Raw genomic sequence first — 18,199 nt, 5'->3', positions numbered from 1 at the left:
CCGCGCCGCCGCCGTGCGCCGGCGGCACGGTGTTCGAGGACCGCGACGGCAACGGCCGGCGCGATCCGGGCGAGCCCGGGCTGGCCGGGCAGCGCGTGTCCGACGGCCGCCGCGTCGTGCTGACCGATGCCCAGGGCCGCTACGCGCTGCCGTCCGGCGAGCGCAGCAGCCAGTTCCTGATCAAGCCGGCCGGCTATCGCCTGGCGGCGCGCGCCGACAGCGGCCTGCCGGATTACTGGCTCAACGTCAACCCGAGCGCGCCGCCGCCGCTGAAATACGGCGGGATGCCGCAGGCCGCGCCGGGCTGCCGCGACTACGCGTTGATCCCCGACAAAACCGCGCGCGGCGGCGACCTCGACGTGCTGGTGTTCGCCGACCCGCAGACCCGCAACGCCACCGAAATCGGCTACTACCGCCGCGACATCGTCGAGCCCTTGCTCGCGCAGCGCAAAGGCCGCGCGCCGCTGGCCGATCTCGGCCTGAGCCTGGGCGACATCGTCCACGACGATCTGTCGCTGTACCCGCAGATCAACGCGGTCACCGCGAGCCTGGGCGTGCCGTGGCTGCATGCGCCGGGCAATCACGATCTCGACTTCGACGCCCGCAGCGACGAAGACTCGCTGCTGAGCTACCGCCACGTCTACGGCCCCGACACCTACGCCTGGGAAGAGGCGCAGGCCAACTTCGTCGTGCTCGACGACGTCATCTATCAGCCCGGTTCCAAGCCGGAGTACATCGGCGGCCTGCGCCCGGAGCAGTTCGATTTCCTCCAGGCCTACCTGGCCCGCGCCGACAAGCGCCGCCTGCTGGTGCTGGCGATGCACATCCCGCTGTTCGACGCCGCGCCCGGGCGCGAAACCTTTCGCCATGCCGACCGCGAGCGCCTGTTCGGCCTGCTGCGCGAGTTCCCGCACGTGCTGGTGCTGAGCGGGCACAGCCACGCCCAGCGCCACGTCTACCACCGCGGCGACAGCGGCTGGCGCGGCGCCGCGCCGCTGCACGAGTACAACGTCGGCGCGGCCTGCGGCGCGTTCTGGTCCGGGATCAAGGACGCGCAGGGCCTGCCCGATGCGACCATGAGCGACGGCACGCCCAACGGCTACGCGCGGCTGCGCGTGCGCGGCGATGCCGGTTACGCGCTGAGCTGGCATCCGGCGCCGTCGGCCGGGCACGCGCTCGGCGCGGCGGCGGTCGCCAACGAGTATCTGCGGCTGTATGCGCCCAAGGCGCTGCGCAAGGATTCGTATCCGGTGCGCGGCGTCTACGCCAACGTGTTCATGGGCAGCGACGACAGCCGCGTGGAATACCGCATCGACGGCGGCGCGTGGAAGCCGATGCGTCGGGTCGAGCAGCCCGATCCGGCGCTGCTGGGCGAAAACGCGCGCGACGACGCGTCCGCGCAGCTGCGCGGCTTCGACCGCGCCGCGCCCGCCACGCCCACGCCGCACCTGTGGAACGCCGTATTGCCGACCGACCTGGCCGCCGGCGAGCACGCCATCGAGGTGCGCGCGTTCGATCCCTGGCAGGGCGAGCAGCGCCTGGGCACCTCCTATCGCCTGATCGAGGCCGCGCCATGAGCGCCAAACCCACCGGCCCGGCCGACGACCTGCCGGCGATCGCGTTCGCCGATGCGGCCGAGTTCGAACACTGGCTGACCGCGCCGCCGGCCAAGGCCGGGCTGTGGCTGAAGATCGCCAAGAAGGGCACGGGCGTGGTCACCTTGAACTACGCGCAGGCGCTGGACGTGGCCTTGTGCCACGGCTGGATCGACGGGCAGAAACGCAGCCTCGACGAAACCTATTTCCTGCAGCGCTTCGTGCCGCGGCGCGCGCGCAGCCTGTGGTCGCAGATCAACATCGGCAAGTGCGAGGCGCTGATCGCGCAGGGCCGCATGCGCGCCGGCGGCCAGCGCGAGATCGACGCGGCCAAGGCCGACGGCCGCTGGGCGGCCGCCTACGCCTCGGCCAAGACCATCGAAATGCCCGAAGACCTGGCCGCGGCGCTGGCTGAATCGGCCAAAGCGCGGCGTTTCTTCGACACCCTCGACGGCGCCAACCGCTACGCCGTGCTGTGGCGCGTGCACACCGCGAACAAACCCGACACCCGCGCCGCGCGCATCGCCAAACTGATCGACATGCTCGCGCGCGGCGAAAAGATCCACCGCTAGCCACGGCCGCTTCCTGCAGGAGCGGCGCAAGCCGCGACCGCGAAATTCCAGCTACGCCGCAACCTCGTTACAGGCCAGTGCCCACGGCTCACGGCCGCAAACCGGCGCGCACGATCGCGGATTGCGTCGCAACGGCATTGGCGCGGTCGCGGCTCGCGCCGCTCCTACAGTTAGCGACCGAAGCCGCGGCTGCCCCCTGTAGGAGCGGCGCAAGCCGCGACCGCGAAATTTCAGCTACGCCGCAACCTCGTTACAGGCCAGTGCCCACGGCTCACGGCCGCAAACCGGCGCGCGCGATCACAGCGTGCGTCGCAACGGCATTGGCGCGGTCGCGGCTCGCGCCGCTCCTACAGTTAGCGACCGAAGCTGCGGCTGCCCCCTGTAGGAGCGGCGCAAGCCGCGACCGCGAAACTTCAACTGCGCCGCAACCTCGTTACGGGCGTACAGCTAATGCGCCCGACCGAAAACACGCAGGCACGATCCCGGGTTGCGCCGTCGCTGCGCTGACGCGGTCGCGGCTCGCGCCGCTCCTGCAGGGAGCCATCGCAACGGCATCCATACGGCTCGAGCGCCGCCGGAATTGACGCAGGTTTTACGGCCCGCCGCGCCGCGGCGCATAGCGCGTTTATGCCCGCCGTTCCTACAGTGGCGTCCATGGCGCACCGCTCCGAGTGCGCAGCGAGCGATAACGTGTCGATCCTGATCCTGCGCGGCCCGAACACCGATGCGGCCGTCGATTCGATGGTCCCGCCGCTGGCCGGCGAAGTGCGCGCCACCCTGGTCGAACGCGCCGCCGGCGCCGGTAAGGCGCTGACGCTGCGCAGCTGCCGCAGCGAAAGCGAACTGGTGGACTGCCTGCGCGGCATGCGCGCGGCCAATGCCGAGCTGCTGCTGCTCGACCCGGGCGCCTGCCTGCCGGCCAGCGCGGAACTGCGCGGCGCGCTGCAGCAGCTGCCGGTGCCGTACATCGAAGTCCACGACGACCACATGAACGCGCTGGAGCCGAGCCTGGCGCCGGACTGCGGCCGCCGCCTGCGCCTGGTCCACGGCTATTCGGCGCAGAGCTACACCCTGGCGCTGTCGATCGCGCTGGAGCACCTGGGCTGCGCGGAAAGCGGCAACGACGTCCACGTCGGCACCTGAGCGGCCATGGACGCGCATTACTGCTACTTCGCCGACTACGAGATCCTGGTCGGCGGCCGTTTCATCGTCTGGGGCCAGACCACGCTGGACTATGCGCCGGGCGAACCGGGCCGTTTCGATCCGGCCGAATTGCTCGACCGCATTCGTCGCCAGGCGGCGCGCGAGCATGGTGTGGAACGCGATGAGGTGCGGGTGAGGAATCTGAGCCGGTTGTTGTAGGCCGCAGCGGCGTGCACATCATGCTTGATGGGCGAGGATTGCGGGTTCCGCGCGCGAAGGTCGTTGCGGCGCAGTCGTCTTCTCGCGGTCGCGGCTTGCGCCGCTCCTACATGGGCTACCTGTAGGAGCGGCGCGAGCCGCGACTGCGACGTTGCATTTACGACGAAGCTTGCGGAAGCCTGCGCGAGGAACAACCCGCGCGGGTTGCGGGTTCTGCGCGCGGTGGTGGTTGCGGCGTAGCTGTCTTTTCGCGGTCGCGGCTCGCGCCGCTCCTACATGGGCTACCTGTAGGAGCGGCGCGAGCCGCGACTGCGACGTTGCGTTTATGACGAAGCTTGCGGAAGCCTACGCAAGGAACAACCCGCGCGCGGGTTGCGGATTCCGCGCGCGGCGGTGGTTGCGGCGTAGCTGTCTTTTCGCGGTCGCGGCTTGCGCCGCTCCTACAGGTAGCCGATGCGGGGGCGATCAGAGCTCGATCTGATCGAACGAAGTCACCCGCACGTGGCCGTGGGCGGCTTCGCCTTCGCGCGGTTGCGGGTAGTCTTCGCGCCGGTCCAGCAAGACGGTGCCCAGGCCGGCTTCGCGCGCGGCGTCGAGTTCTTCGACCACGTCGGACAGGAACGCGATGTCTTCGCCCGGCAGGCCGATGCTCTCGCGGATGCGCTGGTAGCTCGCCGCCTCGCGCTTGCCGCCCACTTCGGTGTCGAAGAAGCCGGAGAACAGGTCGGTGAGGTCGCCCGCGTCGCTGTGGCCGAACAGCAGCCGCTGCGCCGGCACGCTGCCGGAGGAATACACGTACAGGCGCAGGCCGGCGTCCTTCCAGCGCTGCAGCGCCGGGGCGGCGTCGGGGTACATGTGCGAGGTGAAGTCCGCGCTCTTGTAGCCGTCGGCCCAGATCATGCCCTGCAGCGCCTTCAGCGCGGTGTGCTTGCGGTCTTCGTCGATCCAGCCCTGCAGCACCTCGACGATCACCGAATCCTGGCAGGCGCCGCCGTTCTCCACCGCCACCGCGTCGAGCCACTTGCGCACGTTCGGCTCCTTGCCGCGCGCGGCGACGAAGCCGGGCAGGGCGCGCCGCGCATACGGGAACAGGACGTCCTTGACGAAGGAAATGCTGCTGGTGGTGCCTTCGATGTCGGTGAGGATGGCGCGGATGGGCATGGGCTGGGAGATGGCCGGTAGGAGATGGGAGATAGGAGATAGGAGATAGGAGATAGGAGATAGAGAAAAGCGGGAGGCGAAGCGAAAGGAGAATGCGGCGGAGAGACGGCTTTCGCTATCTCCTATCTCCTATCTCCTATTCGCCATCTCCTGCTCTCACCCCGCCTGGCCGCGCTCGTAGCGCGGAAACTGCTGGGCGATGTCGGTGCCGGTGAAGTAGCCGACCCAGCCGTCGGGCTCGGTGAAGAAGCGGATCGCGACGAAGCTCGGCTCCGGGCCCATGTCGAACCAGTGCAGGGTGCTGTCGGGCACCGAGATCAGGTCGCCTTGTTCGCACTTGATCTCGTACACGTTGGGTGCGACGTGCAGGGTGAACAGGCCCGAGCCGGCGACGAAGAAACGCACTTCGTCTTCCTTGTGGTAGTGCTCGTCGAGGAACTTGCCGCGCATGGTCTCGCGCTGCGGGTTGTCCGGGGCGATGCTGACCACGTCGACGGTCTTGAACCCGCGCTGCGCGGTGATGCGCTCGATGTCGGCGCGATAGGCGTCCATGATCGTTTCGGGCGTGTCGCCCGGCTTGACCGGCTTGGACGCCTGCCACTGCTCGAAGCCGACGCCGATCCTGGCCAGCTCGCGCGCGATCTCGCCCTGGTCGCTGGTGCTCAGCGCCGGGCTGCCCGGCTGGTCTTCGGGAAAAATACGCAAGCGGCTCATCGGCGCAGTCTCCGCAGTTCGAGTTCGCAACCCAGCAGGAATTCGAAGGCCTCCAGGTGGCGGCGGGCCTCGGCCATGTCGCGGCCCCAGGCGTACAGGCCGTGGCCGTCGATCAGATAGCCCCACATCGGCTGCTGGTCGAGGGTGGCGTCGACCTGGGCGGCCAGGGTCGGCATGTCCTGGGTGTTGGGATAGACCGGCAGGTCCAGCTCGGTGTCGTGGGTGCTGGTGCCGGCGAAGGCCTTGAGCAGCTCGTAGCCTTCCAGGTGCACGTGGCCCTGGCCGGCGTACAGGCGCGAGGCGACGGTCTGGGTCTGCGAATGGGTGTGCAGGACGCAGCCGATCTCGGGGTAGCGCTTGTACAGCTGGGTGTGCAGCAGGGTTTCGGCGGACGGGCGGTGGCTGGTCGCGACCGGGGCGCCGTCCAGGTCCACGACCATGATGTCTTCTTCGGTCAGCCGGCCCTTGTCGCGGCCGGAGACGGTGATGGCCACGTGCTGGCCATCGATGCGGCGCGAGAAGTTGCTGCTGGTGGCCGGGGTCCAGCCGCGCTGGGCCAGCTCGCGCACGTTGACGATGATCTCGCCGGCGCAGTGCGCCAGGCGCTGCGGGTCGTAGGGCAGGGGGCTGTTCATGCGCCCATTTTAGCGCCCGGATGTGGCGCTTGCCGCGTTTTTGCCATAACGCAGCGTTATGGCGGCAGGCCGGAGGGCGCTCTTGTGGGAGGGGCTTCAGGCCCGATGCTCTTTTCTCAGGTCGCTGCGATCCGACCGGAGAGCCTCAGGCCTGAAGGCCCTCCCACAAAAGCTAAGGCATCAGGCCGCAAGGCCTCTCAGAAAAACGAAAGGCCGGCTCCGGGACGTCCGGGGCCGGCCTTCGCGGGCAAGCGCTGCGCTCAGCGGCGCCTGGCGAGGAAGCTGTGGCGGTAGCCGTAGGCGAAGTAGATCGCAAAACCGATCCCGGTCCAGACCCCCATCAGCATCCAGTTGTGCGCGCTCATCGTCGACAGCAGTACCAGGCAGCTGAGGATGCCGCTGATGCAGATCGGCCAGGCGAACGGGATCCGGAACGGCCGCGGCAGGTCGGGCTGGGTGCGGCGCAGGATCAGCACGCCGGCGCAGACCGCGGCGAACGCGATCAGGGTGCCCATCGAGGTCATGTCGCCGAGGATATCGAGCGGGAACAGCGCCGCCAGCAGGGCGATGCCGATGCCGGTGATGACGGTATTGATGTGCGGGGTGCGGTGCTTGGGATGGATCTTGGTGAACACCGGCGGCAGCAGGCCGTCGCGGGCCATGATCATGAAGATGCGCGGCTGGCCGATGATCATCACCAGCACCACCGACGACAAGCCGACCAGCGCGCCGACCTCGACCACCACGCGCAGCCAGTTCAGCGCCGGGTGCGCGGCGATCGCGGTCACCACCGGCTCGTCGGTGCCCAGGGTGTAGTAGGGCGCCAGGCCCGTCATCACCGCGGCCATGCCGATGTACAGCACCGTGCAGATCGCCAGCGAGGCCATCATGCCGATCGGCATGTCCTTCTGCGGCTTGTGCGATTCCTGCGCCGCCACCGACACCGCCTCGAAGCCGATGTAGGCGAAGAACACCATCGAGGCACCGCGCAGCACGCCTTCCCAGCCGTATTTGCCGTGGCCCTGCGATTCGGGGATGAAGGGCGTCCACAGCTCGGGATTGACGTACTTCCAGCCGACCACGATCACCAGCACGATCAGGCCCGACTTGAGGATCACCATGGCCATGTTCATGGCCGAGGACTTGCGGATGCCCACATAGCACAGCCAGGTCAGCAACAGCACGATGGTGGCGGCCGGGATGTTGGCGATGGCGCCGGTCGGGCGCAGCTTGGCGTCCAGCGGCGCCTGCACCAGCGCCGCGGGCAGCGTTATATCGAAGTGTTGCAGCAGACTTAAGAAGTAACCGGTCCAGCTGACCGCCACTGCCGACGCGGACACGCCGTATTCCAGAATCAGCATCCAGCCGATGAACCAGGCCGCCAGCTCGCCCAGCGTCGCGTAGGTGTAGGTGTAGGCGCTGCCGGACACCGGCACCATCGCCGCGAACTCGGCGTAGGCCAGGGCGCAGAAGGTGCAGCAGATCGCGGCGAGGATGAAGGACAGCATGATCGCCGGCCCCGCGTGCTCGGCCGCGGCCTTGCCGGTGATGACGAAGATGCCGCCGCCGATCACCGCGCCGATGCCGAGCGCGGTCAGGCCCCAGGGCCCGAGGGTGCGGTGCAGGCTCAGGCCTTCGGCCTCGGTGTGGGCGGCGTGCGGGTGTTTGGTCGCCCGGAGTTGTTCCAGCATGGTGGTTCGTCCTGGTGTTGCGTGTATCCGCGCAACGCGATTCCTTCACCCCTCATTCCCGCGGACGCGGGAATCCAGAGACTCCAGAGTCATGCCTCGGTGAAGCCCTGGATGTTCGGCTCCGCCGAAGTGGAGCAAAACCCCGCATTCGCGGGAATGACGGCAGCAGTCGGGCGTGCTCGGATACGAACGGGGCGCTGCGGTGGAAACGTCGATGCGTGAAAGGAAAAAAGGCCGGCGGAATCTCCGCCGGCCTTGGATGCGTGTCGCTGCGGACTCAGCCCCTGCCCGCCGCCTTGCGCAGCTTGCTGTTGCGGTAGCCGTAGCCGAAGTAGATCAGCATGCCGATCACGGTCCAGCCGGTCATCAGGTGCCAATGCTCGGAGAACGGCTTCCAGAACAGGTACAGGCAGGCCGCCGCGCCGAGCGGGCAGACCACGATCGCCAGCGGCACGCGGAACGGCCGCGGCAGGTCCGGGCGGGTGTTGCGCAGGATCAGCACGCCGACGCAGACGGTGGCGAACGCCAGCAGGGTGCCCATCGACACCAGCTCGCCGAGCAGGCCGATCGGCAGCAGGCCGGCCAGGATGCAGGCGAACACGCCGACGACGATCGTGCCCACGTACGGGGTCTGGAACTTCGGATGCACCTTGGCGAAGAACTGCGGCAGCAGCCCGTCCTTGGCCATCGAATAGAAGATGCGCGGCTGGCCCATCAGCATGACCAGGATCACCGAGCTCAGGCCGGCGATGGCGCCGATTTCGACCAGCAGCTTGAGCCAGCCCAGCGCCGGGTAGGCTTCCAGCGCGGTCGCGACCGGCTTGGGCGTGCTCAGCATGTGGTACGGCAGCAGGCCGGTCAGCACGCCGGAGACGATGATGTAGATGATGGTGCAGATCACCAGCGAGCCGAGGATGCCGATCGGCATGTCGCGCTGCGGGTTCTTGGCTTCGCCGGCGGCGGTGGAGACCGCGTCGAAACCGATGTAGGCGAAGAACACCACCGAGGCGCCGCGGATCACGCCGTCGATGCCGTACTTGCCGGGGCCCTGGTTTTCCGGGATGAACGGCACCCAGTTGTCCGGGTTGACGTACTTGGCGGCGAACGCCACGAACAAGGTGATGACCACGACCTTGATCGCCACGATGATCGTGTTGATGAAGGCCGACTGGGTGATGCCGACGTAGCACAGGCCGCTGAGCGCGGCGACGATGATCACCGCCGGCAGGTTGACCAGGCCGCCGGTGTAGACGAAGGCGCCGTCGACCATGTTGAGCGGCGCGGCCGACAGCGATGCCGGCAGGCCGACGCCGAAACTGGTCAGCAGGCTGTTGAGGTAGCCCGACCAGCCCACCGCGACGGTGGAGGCGGCGAACAGGTATTCCAGCACCAGGTTCCAGCCGATGAACCAGGCGACGAACTCGCCGAGCGTGGCATAGGAATAGGAGTAGGCGCTGCCCGACACCGGCAGCATCGCCGAGAACTCGGCGTAGCACAGGCCCGCCAGCGCGCAGGCGAAACCGGCGACGACGAAGCTCAGCACGATCGCCGGGCCGGCGTGTTCGGCGGCGGCGTGGCCGGAGAGGACGAAGATGCCGGCGCCGATGACCGCGCCGATGCCCAGCATCACCAATTGGGTCGCGGTCAGAGACCGTTTCAGCGTCGCCTCGCCCTGGAGGCTGCCCTCTACGGGCTCGCCGGCGTCCACATGGCCGGCGGGTGCCACCGGCTTGGTGATGAACAGGCCTCTCGACATCGAACTCCCCTCTCTCTCGTAAGAAGTGATCTGTGCCCGTCGTTCTGGCGACGACGTGACCGACCCCGGTACGGGGCGGCGGGCCACCTTAACTCAGGGTGTAAATAAGCGGCAAGCGCACACGGTCATGGTCCCGGTCATGGTCCGGGCGGCGATAATCCCGGGCCCGTTCCTGAATCGCCAGCCCGTCTCCATGCCAGCGCAACGCCCCGACGCACTCGCCGAACTTCGTTCCGAACTGACCGACTATGCCCGGCGCTGGCCGCAGGAGGCCGAACATACGGCGCCGTTTCTGCAATTGCTGGCCGAGGCCGACGCGGCCGCCGGTTCTGATGCAGCGCAACATGACGGCGCCGACCCGTTCCGCCGCGAACGCCTGGCCGGCCACTTCACCGGCGGCGCCTGGCTGGTCGACCGCACCGGCGCGCGGGTGCTGCTGACCCACCACCGCAAGCTCGGCCGCTGGCTGCAACTGGGCGGCCACGCCGACGGCGACCGCGACCTGGCCGCGGTGGCGTTGAAGGAAGCCGAGGAAGAATCGGGCCTGAGCGGCCTGCGCGTGGACCCGCAGTTGTTCGACCTGGACCGCCACTGGATTCCCGAACGCCACGACGTGCCGGGGCATTGGCATTACGACCTGCGCTATGTGGTCCACGCCGGCGACGACGAAGCCTTCGTGGTCGGCGAGGAATCGCTGGATCTGGCCTGGCGCGGGATCGGCGAGGTGCTGAGCGACCCCGACAGCGACGAATCGATGCGCCGGCTGGCGCGCAAGTGGCTGGCGCGCGGCGCCTGAGCCGCATGGCCCGCAGAGCGCGCGCGGGCGTTTATGCAGCGCCGGTGCGAGTGTGGACGAGGGGGCGGGCCCAGGCGCGCGATCGCGCCACCCCAACCACGACGAAACCTCAATCGCGCGGCGCCACCGCCGCAAACCCGAGCGCCCCGCCCCAGCGCACGGACAGGCTGCGCCGCGACCGCCGGATCGCCCCCTGTAGGAGCGGCGCAAGCCGCGACCGCGCCACCCCAACCACGACGAAACCTCAATCGCGCGGCGCCGCCGCCGCAAACCCGAGCGCCCCGACCCTGCGCGCGAACACGCTGCGCCAAGGCCGCCGCTCGCTATCGATGAAGCTCTCCCATTCCACCGCGAACCCGGCCCGGGCCAGGCGCTCGTCGAACGCCGCCGCGGTCCAGCGCACCACGCGGTAGTCGCCCGCGTCGCCTTCCCATTCCTCGCCGTCGCCGAGCATGTGCGACAGCAGCATCGCGCCGTTCGCCGCCAGCGCGCGCGCGAGCTTGGCCAGGACGCCGTCGAGCTGCTCGCGCTCGAAGTGCTGCACCACATAAAGCATCACGATGCCGTCGTAGACCGTATCGATCGCGTCGGTGAGCAGGTCGAGCGGGTAGGCGGCCTTGCCGCGCTCGATCTGCAACCGCAGGAACGCCGCGGTGACATCGGTGCGGCGCACCTGCACGCCGAGGGTTTCGAGGAAGTCGGCGTCCCAGCCCGGGCCCGAGCCGATCTCCAGCACCTGCGCGCGCGGCGCGAGCGCGGCGGCGAAGCGGCGCAAGTCCGCGGCCGCAGGTTCCGACGGCGTGGACGGCACCGCCGCGGCGTAGCCGCGCGCGTAGCCTTCGTAGGCGGCGACGGTGCGGCGGTTGTGGCGGCGGTCGGAGGCGCTCATCGGCAGATCCCGGTTTCGCTTGCGCTGCACCGTAGCAAATCCCGAGGCATGGAGAGCGCCGTTCGTCTGCGCTGCGATGTGCGCGGCTTGCGCGACCGCGCGACCGCTGTCGATCGGCGAATGCGAGCGCCGGCGCCGCAACGGACGGCGCCGCCGGACCGGGCCGCGGCATGACAGGGATCATTGGCCGCGCGCACCGGTTCGCGCGACCGTGTCCGCGGCCGGCCTCGCGAGGCGGTGTCGGCCCGCCGCGTCGCGCCGTGCGCGAGCCCGGCGCAGGCCCGCCTCGCGCCGCCACCGAACCGCGCAGGTACGCCATGACGCTCAAGACCTATCAAGCCAGCTGCCACTGCGGCCGCGTCCGCATCGAACTCGATCTGGACCTGCAGGCCGGCACCCAACGCTGCAATTGCTCGTTCTGCGCCAAGCACCGCAACTGGTTCGCCTTCGTGCCCGCCGCGCAGATGCGCACCATCGACGGCGAAGCGCAGCAGACCGAGTACCAGTGGACGCCGCCGGGCCGGCCGCATGCGTTCCTGCATCATTACTTCTGCGCCACCTGCGGCAGCCGCACCTATGCGACCGGCGAGCACGAATCGATGGGCGGCAAGTTCTACGCGGTCAACCTCGCCCTGCTCGACGACGCGTCCAACGACGAACTGGCGCAGGCGCCGATCACTTACCGCGACGGCCGCATCGACCGCTTCGACCAGGCGCCGGCCGATACCCGGTTGATGTAGCCGCGGACACGGCCGGCGCGCAGGACGCGGCCGGCCGTGCGTGCGCGGACGCGAGGCTCAGGCGCCGATCGCCGGATCGCTGACGCTGTCCTCGCCGTTCTCCGCATGCCCGGCGAAGCGGCGCAGATAACCCGCGTCCTTGTTCGAGGTCACGCTGAAGTCGTACCAGCGCTTGCCGTCCGCCAGCGGCCAGCTGTCGCTGCGGCGCGCGCCCGGGGCCAGCGCGTAGGTGCGCGCGGCGGCGCTGCTGTAGCGGTTGGGCGTCAAGGTCAGCGTGCACGCGGCCTTGCCGGTGTTGACCAGTTCCAGCAGCAGGCGGTCGCCGGCGACATCGTGGCGCACCGTCACCTCGGGATTGGCGCCGTCGGCCGCCAGCGCCTTGTTGAGGTCGCCCTTGAACGCGCGCAGGAAACCGTTCGGCCCGTACGCCGACAGGTCGTAGACGCCCTGGCTGTACTGCTTCGCGCTCCAGTAGTCCGACAATGCGGTGCCCGCATCGAGCGTGTAGTACCACGGCCCGTCGCTGCGGTTGCCGGCGTAGACGTTGAAGCAGGCGCCGGCGACGCCGCTGTTGCCGAAGTCGAGCCAGTAGCGCCCGCTCGCCGCTTCGATGCGGCCGCTCACCTGCAGCTCGTAAGGCAGCGCGCGCGCCGGGCGCTGGCCGCGTTCCTGCCTGGGCAGGCGCTGCTGCGCCGGCGGCTTGGGCGCGGCCAGGCGGCAGCTGGCATCGGCGTTGCTCATGCGGTCGTCGGTGTCCGGCAGCGCCGGCCACGCCGCGTTCGGCGTGGCGAAGTCGAACGCGGTGCTCAGGTCGCCGGCCACGGTGCGGCGCCACGCGCTGATGTTCGGCTCGGCGACGCCGAAGCGCGCTTCCAGGAAACGGATCACCGAGGTGTGGTCGAACACCTGCGAGTTGACCCAGCCGCCCTTGCTCCACGGCGAAATCACGAACATCGGCACGCGCACGCCCAGGCCGACCGGGATGCCGTTGTAGTTCTCGGTCGCCGTGTCGACCGTGCTCTTGCCGAGGTTGGAATTGATCGCCGGCAGTGGCGCCGGCACGTGGTCGAAGAAGCCGCCGTTCTCGTCGTAGTTGATGATGAAGACGGTCTTCGACCAGACCTCGGGATTGGCCACCAGCGCTTCCAGCAGGCGCGCGGTCAGCGACTCGCCGTAAGCCGGCGTGGCCGCGGGGTGTTCGCTCATGATGTAGGACGGCACGATCCACGACACCGCCGGCAGGGTGCCGTTGCGCACGTCCTTGGCGAACTCGGCGATGAGGTGCTCGCCGCGCGAAGTCTTAGCGTTGGCCTCGTTCGAACCCGGCACGATCGCGCGGCCGCGCTGGTACAGCTGCGAACTCGGGTCGAGCTTGCGGAACGCGGCGAAGTAGGCGAGCGAGTTGTCGCCGTAATTGTCGTGCTCCTGGTAGACGCGCCACGGGATTCCGGCGTTCTGCAGGCGCTCGGCGTAGGTGGTCCACTTGTGCCCGGCGAAATTGGGATTGTCGCGCGACGCATCGCCGGTCCAGTTGCCGTCGTCGGCGTTGTTGACCGCCTGCGGGCCGAGGTCGCCGACGGTCATGCCGCTGGTGCCGGCGAACAGGTGCATGCGGTTGGGATTGGTCGGACCGTGGTGCGAGCAGTAGTACGCATCGCAGACGGTGAACGCGTCGGCCAGCGCGTAGTAGAACGGCATGTCCTCGCGGGTGAAGTGGCCCATGCACATCGGGCCCTTGACCGAGATCCAGGCGTTGTAGTCCTTCCAGCGCGAATACGCGCCCTTCCAGCTGTGGTCGATGTCGGCCAGGCAGTACGCGGCGGTGTTGGCGGTGTCCAGGCGGAACGGCAGCACCACGTTGTTCGGGTTGCTCGCCGACTTGGGCTGCTCGAACACGGTCTTGCCGCCGGGCAGCGGGATCGGCCGCGGATCGTCGAAGCCGCGCACGCCGCGCAGCGCGCCGAGGTAATGATCGAAGGAGCGGTTCTCCTGCATCAGGATCACCACGTGCTGCACGTCCTGGATGGTGCCGGCGACGCGCGCGGCCGGCGTGGCCAGGGCGGTGCGGATGCTGGGCGGCAGCAGGCTCAGCGCGGCGGCGGAGCCGGCGAGCTTGAGGAAATCGCGACGGGTGGGAGATGACAAGGCCTTGCTCCAGTGCTGGGCACGGCGCGGGTGCGCCGCCGGGGAAACGATAAAGCTTGGGAAGCGCAGATTGCAGCTTCGTGGCAAGGGTTTCGGTGCGTGCGCGATCACGCAATGGCAAGCCGGCGGCCTGGTTTTTCCCGGATTTTTATGTGAAAGCCGTCGCTGCTATCGATATCCGGCGTTGTGCGGCCTGAGGTTCGTGGTTTGCGCGATGCGCGGGTGCGATGCAACGAAAGTCGCCGCCGGTTTTTCTTTCGTTTGCGGCTGAACAAGTGCCTCGGGCAGCGATTGTGGGAGGGGCTTCAGCCCCGACGCTGTCCGGTCCGATCGCCATGCCTCAGCGGATAGAAAAGCGTCGGGGCTGAAGCCCCTCCCACATTCAATGCCGAAGCCCCGCACAGTTGGGGCTGACACCTCTCCCGCCTTCAGGAGCGAAGCCGCTGACGCGACGATCTCAATCGCGCAGCCACAAGGTCATCAACCGACGCGGATGCACGATGTACCCCGCACGCTCGTAGATCCCCCGCGCATGCGCATTGTCGTCGTTCACTTCCAGCCGCAACGCATCCAGGCCTTCGGCCCGGCACAGCGCCTCGACTTCAGCCAGCGCGCGCTTGGCCAGTCCGCCGCCGCGGTGCGCCGGCAGCACGAACAATTCGTCCAACAGGCCGAAGCGCCCGCCGAATTCCAGGCTGAAGCAGAACCCCAGCACGAAGTAGCCGGCGATCTCGCCGTCGCGCACGATCAGCCGCAGCCGTCCGGCGTTGGGATCGCCGACCAGCGCGCCGAGCGCGCGCCGCAGCGCCGGCTCGTTCCACGGCAGGTGTTCGACGTCGTAGAACTCGCGCAGCACCGGAATCAGCCGCTCGATGTCGGCGGCGGTGGCGGGCGCGAAGGTGTAGGCGTCCTGGCTCATTTTGCTTGCCTCAGATGCGGCCCGGCCCGCGCGAGGCGGGCCGGGTTTGGTTACGAAAGACTCCGGCGCAGCTCAGTCCGCGCGTCCGGCGAACTCGCCGGTGGCGGTGTTGACGAGCACGCGCTCGCCGGTGCCGATGTACTCCGGCACCATGATTTCGATCCCGGTCTCCAGCCTGGCCGGCTTCGGCCGCTTGGTCGCGGTGCCGCCCTTGAGTTCCGGCGGAGTCTCGATCACTTCCAGCGACACGCTGGCCGGCAGCTGCAGGCCCACCGGCTGGTCGTCGATGATCTGCACGTAGAACCCGGCGAGATCGGCGATGATGTAGCCGGCGGCGTCGCCGACCACGTCGGCGTCGAGGGTGTAGGGCGTGTAGTCCTCGTCGTCGAGGAACACGAAGGCGTCGCCGTCCTTGTACGAGTAGGTCGCCTGGCGGCGGCTGAGCTCGACTTCCTTGAGCTCGTCCTCGGCGCCGGCGCTGAGGTCGAACTTGCTGCCGCCGGGCACCGAGTACATGGTGAAACGGAACTTCACGTTGCCGCCGCGGCCCTGCGGCGAGCTGCGCTCGATGTCGCGCACCTGGTACACGGTGCCGTTGTGTTCGATGACGTTACCTTTCTTGACGTCGTAGGCTTTCATTGCGTCGATTCCGATCGATGATGTGTGGCGTATCCGAATGTAGGAGCGGCGCAAGCCGCGACTGCGGTGTCGCACGTTCGCGCCGAAATTTTCGGCGCAGTCGCGGTGTCGCGGTCGCGGCTCGCGCCGCTCCTGCAGGTAGGTTAGGGGTTACTTCGGGGCGAGGCGGGTCGCGCCGTCGAGGCGGATGGTCTCGCCGTTCAAATAGCGGTTGCCGAGGATGTAGGCGACCAGGTCGGCGAACTCTTCCGGCCGGCCCAGGCGCGAGGGGAACGGGATCGAGGCCGACAGCGACTGCTGCACCGACTCGGGCATGCCGTCGACCATCGGCGTCCAGAAGATGCCCGGGGCGACGGTCATCACGCGGATGCCGAAGCGCGAGAGTTCGCGCGCCATCGGCAGGGTCATCGCGACCACGCCGCCCTTGCTGGCCGAATACGCGGCCTGGCCGATCTGGCCTTCGTAGGCGGCCACCGAGGCGGTGTTGACGATCACGCCGCGCTCGCCGTCCTCGCCGGCGTCGTTGTGCTGCATCAGGTCGGCGGCGGCCTTGGCCACGTTGAAGCTGCCGATCAGGTTGACCATGACCGTGGTCTGGAACTGCGACAGCGCCATCGGCGCCTCCTTGCCCAGCACCCGGCCCGCGCCGAGGATGCCGGCGCAGTTGATCGCCGCGTTCAGGCCGCCGAGGAACGCCTTGGCCGCCTGCAGGTTTGCCGCCACCCCGGCCTCGTCGGTCACGTCGGTGCGGAAATAGCGGGCGTTGGCCTCGCCCAGCGCGGCCACGGCCTGCGCGCCCTTGTCGTCGTTGACGTCGAACAGCGCGACCTTGCCGCCACCGGCGACCAGATGCTGGGCGACGGCGAAACCGAGGCCGGAGACGCCGCCGGTAATGACGGCGCGGGCATTTTCGAGTTGCATGGGGCGGTCCTGAGGGCGGAAAAGGCGCCATTCTAAAGGACCGCGGGTGAGGGCGCCGCCCCGGCGCGGGCCGCGGCTCGCGGCCGATCCGGGCCCCGGCCCTTGCGGGAGGGCCTTCAGGCCCGAGGCTTTTCGCTCAGGGCGCGGCGATCGGATCGAAACGCATCGGGCCTGAAGGCCCTCCCACGGCCTCGCCGCAGGACCCATCGGATCACAGCGAACGCAAGTACCAGGTATGGCTGCCGCGCAACTCGCCGTAACCCAGCGGCGCCTGCAGCAACTGGAAACGGTTGGCTTCCAGCAACCGATGCGCCTCTCTCATCCGGTCCAGCGCCTCGACGTAGCACTGGCCATAGCCGAAGCCGCGCGCGGTGAGCAGGCACCTGTCCAGCAGCGCCTGGCCCAGGCCGATGCCGCGCACGCCCGGCAGCAGATAGAACTTGCGCAGTTCGCACACGCCGTCGTCGCCGCCGAGCAAGGGCGCGATGCCGCAGCCGCCGCCGAGCCGGCCGTCGCGCTCGACCACGAAGTAGGCGCTGCGCGGCCGGCTGTAGGCGCGCTGCATCGCGTCGGCTTCCGGATCGCTGGCCAGACCGGAGCCGAACTCGGCCAGCACCTGCCGGGTGATCGCCGCCATCGCCGCATCGTCGCGCGGCAGGATCGGACGCAGGACGACTCCGGGCGGCAAGGTCATGGCGAGCGGGGTTCCTCAGGGCGAAGCGCACATCCTCGCTCAGCTTGCGGCGATTGCGAAGATGGGCGCGGCGCCGCGCCTGCGATGGCCGCCGGCCGGCGCGCACCGCGTTATGCGCGGCAAGGCGCGGCGACGCGCGCCGCAGCGCAGCCGGAGCCCGCATGCCGCAGCAATCTTCGCCGTTGACCATGATGGGCACGTTCCTGCTTGCGTCCGCGCACGCCGCTCGCGACGCGAAGGGTTACCTGCAAGGCCACGAAGCCATGCCCGGCGGCGGCCAGCGGATCGTGTTGCGGTCCATGCGCAAGCGCTACAGCGAGCCCGACCCGCCCGACTGCCTCGTCTGGGCCAGCTATCGCCATCCTGCCGACGGCGGGCCCTTCGACATGACGCTCTCGGCCGAACACGCGGCCAGCCTCGCCGGCGCCTGGCTCGCGTGCGAGATCCGATCCAACTACCCCGATCTGGCGCTGTCGGTGCCGCGCACGGCATTGCACGACGGCCTGCGCCTGCATCGCGCTGCGCGCCTGCCGCCGGACTTCTACGCCCATATCCTGTTGAGCTACTGGAGCGGCGACGCGCGTCCCACGCCCGATGCGGCGTTGATCGTGCACACGAGCGCGCGCGGCGGCCGGGGCGCGCCGGTGGAGGCCGAGCTGAAGCTGCACCCTTACGCGGCGGACGAGGACTGAACGTTCGGACCCGTTCCCGCTGGGCGAACGTGTCGGACCCAAGCCCGGCGGCGCAGGCCGACATCGCCGGAAAACCGACCGCGGTTGCGGTTTGAGCGAGGGGAGCCCGTCCGCGCGCCGCCGCTGGCCTCGGCTGCGGCGGCGCCGCGTTAATCCGGTGAGTCCACAGGGGAAGCCGTCACATGATGAAGACCGCACTGGCCGTCTCGGCCCTCGCGCTGGCCTGCGTGCTGGCCACGGCCGTGTCGCAGGAACGCTCCGCCGCGCCCGCCGCGCCC

General features: G+C 69.1%; 20 protein-coding genes. 9 read left to right on the top strand and 11 right to left on the bottom strand.

Annotation, left to right across the window (positions count from 1 at the left end; translation table 11 throughout):
• The 4 genes from A7A76_RS03205 to A7A76_RS03190 all read left to right on the top strand — a co-directional run.
• A partial coding sequence (locus A7A76_RS03205; RefSeq protein WP_206409838.1) for a calcineurin-like phosphoesterase C-terminal domain-containing protein occupies positions 1-1,577 on the top strand: 1,577 nt, incomplete at its 5' end.
• Positions 1,574-2,167, top strand: a complete 594-nt coding sequence (locus A7A76_RS03200; protein ID WP_206409837.1) for a YdeI/OmpD-associated family protein — start codon at positions 1,574-1,576, stop codon at positions 2,165-2,167. The genes A7A76_RS03205 and A7A76_RS03200, both read left to right, overlap by 4 nt.
• A 690-nt stretch (positions 2,168-2,857) precedes the next feature.
• Positions 2,858-3,310 carry a type II 3-dehydroquinate dehydratase gene (locus A7A76_RS03195; RefSeq protein WP_206409836.1) on the top strand — a complete coding sequence of 151 codons (453 nt, stop codon included), beginning with the start codon at positions 2,858-2,860 and terminating at the stop codon, positions 3,308-3,310.
• A gap of 6 nt (positions 3,311-3,316) precedes the next feature.
• Positions 3,317-3,529: a hypothetical protein gene (locus A7A76_RS03190; RefSeq protein ID WP_074867275.1), complete on the top strand. Its 213-nt coding sequence runs from the start codon at positions 3,317-3,319 to the stop codon at positions 3,527-3,529.
• 465 nt (positions 3,530-3,994) lie between these two features.
• On the opposite strand, the gene mtnC is transcribed toward A7A76_RS03190, so the two are convergent.
• The 3 genes from mtnC to A7A76_RS03175 form a co-directional block, all read right to left on the bottom strand.
• Positions 3,995-4,690, bottom strand: coding sequence for an acireductone synthase (gene mtnC, locus A7A76_RS03185; RefSeq protein ID WP_241200695.1), 696 nt, complete (start codon positions 4,688-4,690; stop codon positions 3,995-3,997).
• A 156-nt stretch (positions 4,691-4,846) separates the two neighbouring features.
• Positions 4,847-5,404 carry a 1,2-dihydroxy-3-keto-5-methylthiopentene dioxygenase gene (locus A7A76_RS03180; protein WP_206409835.1) on the bottom strand — a complete coding sequence of 186 codons (558 nt, stop codon included), beginning with the start codon at positions 5,402-5,404 and terminating at the stop codon, positions 4,847-4,849.
• Positions 5,401-6,039: a methylthioribulose 1-phosphate dehydratase gene (locus A7A76_RS03175; RefSeq protein ID WP_206409834.1), complete on the bottom strand. Its 639-nt coding sequence runs from the start codon at positions 6,037-6,039 to the stop codon at positions 5,401-5,403. The genes A7A76_RS03180 and A7A76_RS03175 overlap by 4 nt, the downstream gene beginning before the upstream one ends.
• Between A7A76_RS03175 and A7A76_RS26225 the strand changes: the two genes are divergently transcribed.
• Complete coding sequence (locus A7A76_RS26225; RefSeq protein ID WP_428995072.1) at positions 5,998-6,333, top strand: DUF6053 domain-containing protein; 336 nt, start codon at positions 5,998-6,000, stop codon at positions 6,331-6,333. The two genes, A7A76_RS03175 and A7A76_RS26225, sit on opposite strands and share 42 nt — an antisense overlap.
• On the opposite strand, the gene A7A76_RS03170 is transcribed toward A7A76_RS26225, so the two are convergent.
• Together A7A76_RS03170 and A7A76_RS03165 are read right to left on the bottom strand one after the other, a co-directional pair.
• Entirely contained in the window at positions 6,300-7,730 is a 1,431-nt protein-coding gene (locus A7A76_RS03170) for an amino acid permease (protein ID WP_206409833.1), read from the bottom strand. The two genes, A7A76_RS26225 and A7A76_RS03170, sit on opposite strands and share 34 nt — an antisense overlap.
• A gap of 277 nt (positions 7,731-8,007) precedes the next feature.
• Positions 8,008-9,486, bottom strand: coding sequence for an amino acid permease (locus A7A76_RS03165; protein ID WP_206409832.1), 1,479 nt, complete (start codon positions 9,484-9,486; stop codon positions 8,008-8,010).
• Positions 9,487-9,679: 193 nt separating this feature from the next.
• Here A7A76_RS03165 and A7A76_RS03160 point away from each other — a divergent pair, with 193 nt between their 5' ends.
• Positions 9,680-10,282, top strand: a complete 603-nt coding sequence (locus A7A76_RS03160) for an NUDIX hydrolase (protein WP_206409831.1) — start codon at positions 9,680-9,682, stop codon at positions 10,280-10,282.
• A 244-nt stretch (positions 10,283-10,526) separates the two neighbouring features.
• On the opposite strand, the gene A7A76_RS03155 is transcribed toward A7A76_RS03160, so the two are convergent.
• Positions 10,527-11,171, bottom strand: a complete 645-nt coding sequence (locus tag A7A76_RS03155; RefSeq protein WP_206409830.1) for a methyltransferase domain-containing protein — start codon at positions 11,169-11,171, stop codon at positions 10,527-10,529.
• Between the two features lie 317 nt (positions 11,172-11,488).
• Between A7A76_RS03155 and A7A76_RS03150 the strand changes: the two genes are divergently transcribed.
• Positions 11,489-11,911, top strand: coding sequence for a GFA family protein (locus A7A76_RS03150; protein WP_206409829.1), 423 nt, complete (start codon positions 11,489-11,491; stop codon positions 11,909-11,911).
• Between the two features lie 57 nt (positions 11,912-11,968).
• Here the strand turns inward: A7A76_RS03150 and A7A76_RS03145 are convergent, their stop codons facing one another.
• The 4 genes from A7A76_RS03145 to A7A76_RS03130 all read right to left on the bottom strand — a co-directional run bounded on the left by A7A76_RS03145 (position 11,969) and on the right by A7A76_RS03130 (position 16,535).
• On the bottom strand, positions 11,969-14,056 hold the full coding sequence (locus tag A7A76_RS03145; RefSeq protein ID WP_206409828.1) for a phosphocholine-specific phospholipase C: 2,088 nt from the start codon (positions 14,054-14,056) through the stop codon (positions 11,969-11,971).
• 457 nt (positions 14,057-14,513) lie between these two features.
• Positions 14,514-14,975, bottom strand: coding sequence for a GNAT family N-acetyltransferase (locus A7A76_RS03140; RefSeq protein ID WP_206409827.1), 462 nt, complete (start codon positions 14,973-14,975; stop codon positions 14,514-14,516).
• A gap of 72 nt (positions 14,976-15,047) precedes the next feature.
• Entirely contained in the window at positions 15,048-15,614 is a 567-nt protein-coding gene (efpL, locus tag A7A76_RS03135) for an elongation factor P-like protein EfpL (RefSeq protein ID WP_206409826.1), read from the bottom strand.
• 150 nt (positions 15,615-15,764) lie between these two features.
• A complete protein-coding gene (locus tag A7A76_RS03130) occupies positions 15,765-16,535 on the bottom strand; it encodes an SDR family NAD(P)-dependent oxidoreductase (RefSeq protein ID WP_206409825.1) in 771 nt (256 codons plus the stop codon).
• An 86-nt stretch (positions 16,536-16,621) separates the two neighbouring features.
• Here A7A76_RS03130 and A7A76_RS26220 point away from each other — a divergent pair, with 86 nt between their 5' ends.
• Positions 16,622-16,795, top strand: a complete 174-nt coding sequence (locus A7A76_RS26220; protein ID WP_428995073.1) for a DUF6053 domain-containing protein — start codon at positions 16,622-16,624, stop codon at positions 16,793-16,795.
• Here the strand turns inward: A7A76_RS26220 and A7A76_RS03125 are convergent.
• Positions 16,747-17,229, bottom strand: coding sequence for a GNAT family N-acetyltransferase (locus tag A7A76_RS03125; RefSeq protein WP_241200694.1), 483 nt, complete (start codon positions 17,227-17,229; stop codon positions 16,747-16,749). The genes A7A76_RS26220 and A7A76_RS03125 overlap by 49 nt on opposite strands.
• 161 nt (positions 17,230-17,390) lie before the next feature.
• Between A7A76_RS03125 and A7A76_RS03120 the strand changes: the two genes are divergently transcribed.
• Complete coding sequence (locus A7A76_RS03120) at positions 17,391-17,921, top strand: hypothetical protein (RefSeq protein WP_206409824.1); 531 nt, start codon at positions 17,391-17,393, stop codon at positions 17,919-17,921.
• The last annotated feature ends 278 nt before the right edge of the window (positions 17,922-18,199 follow it).

It is taken from the genome of Lysobacter enzymogenes (assembly GCF_017168095.1).
GTDB classification, from domain to species: domain Bacteria; phylum Pseudomonadota; class Gammaproteobacteria; order Xanthomonadales; family Xanthomonadaceae; genus Lysobacter; species Lysobacter enzymogenes_D.
Note: the sequence above shows the minus strand (reverse complement) of the source record. Positions and strands in the feature narration are given on the sequence as shown.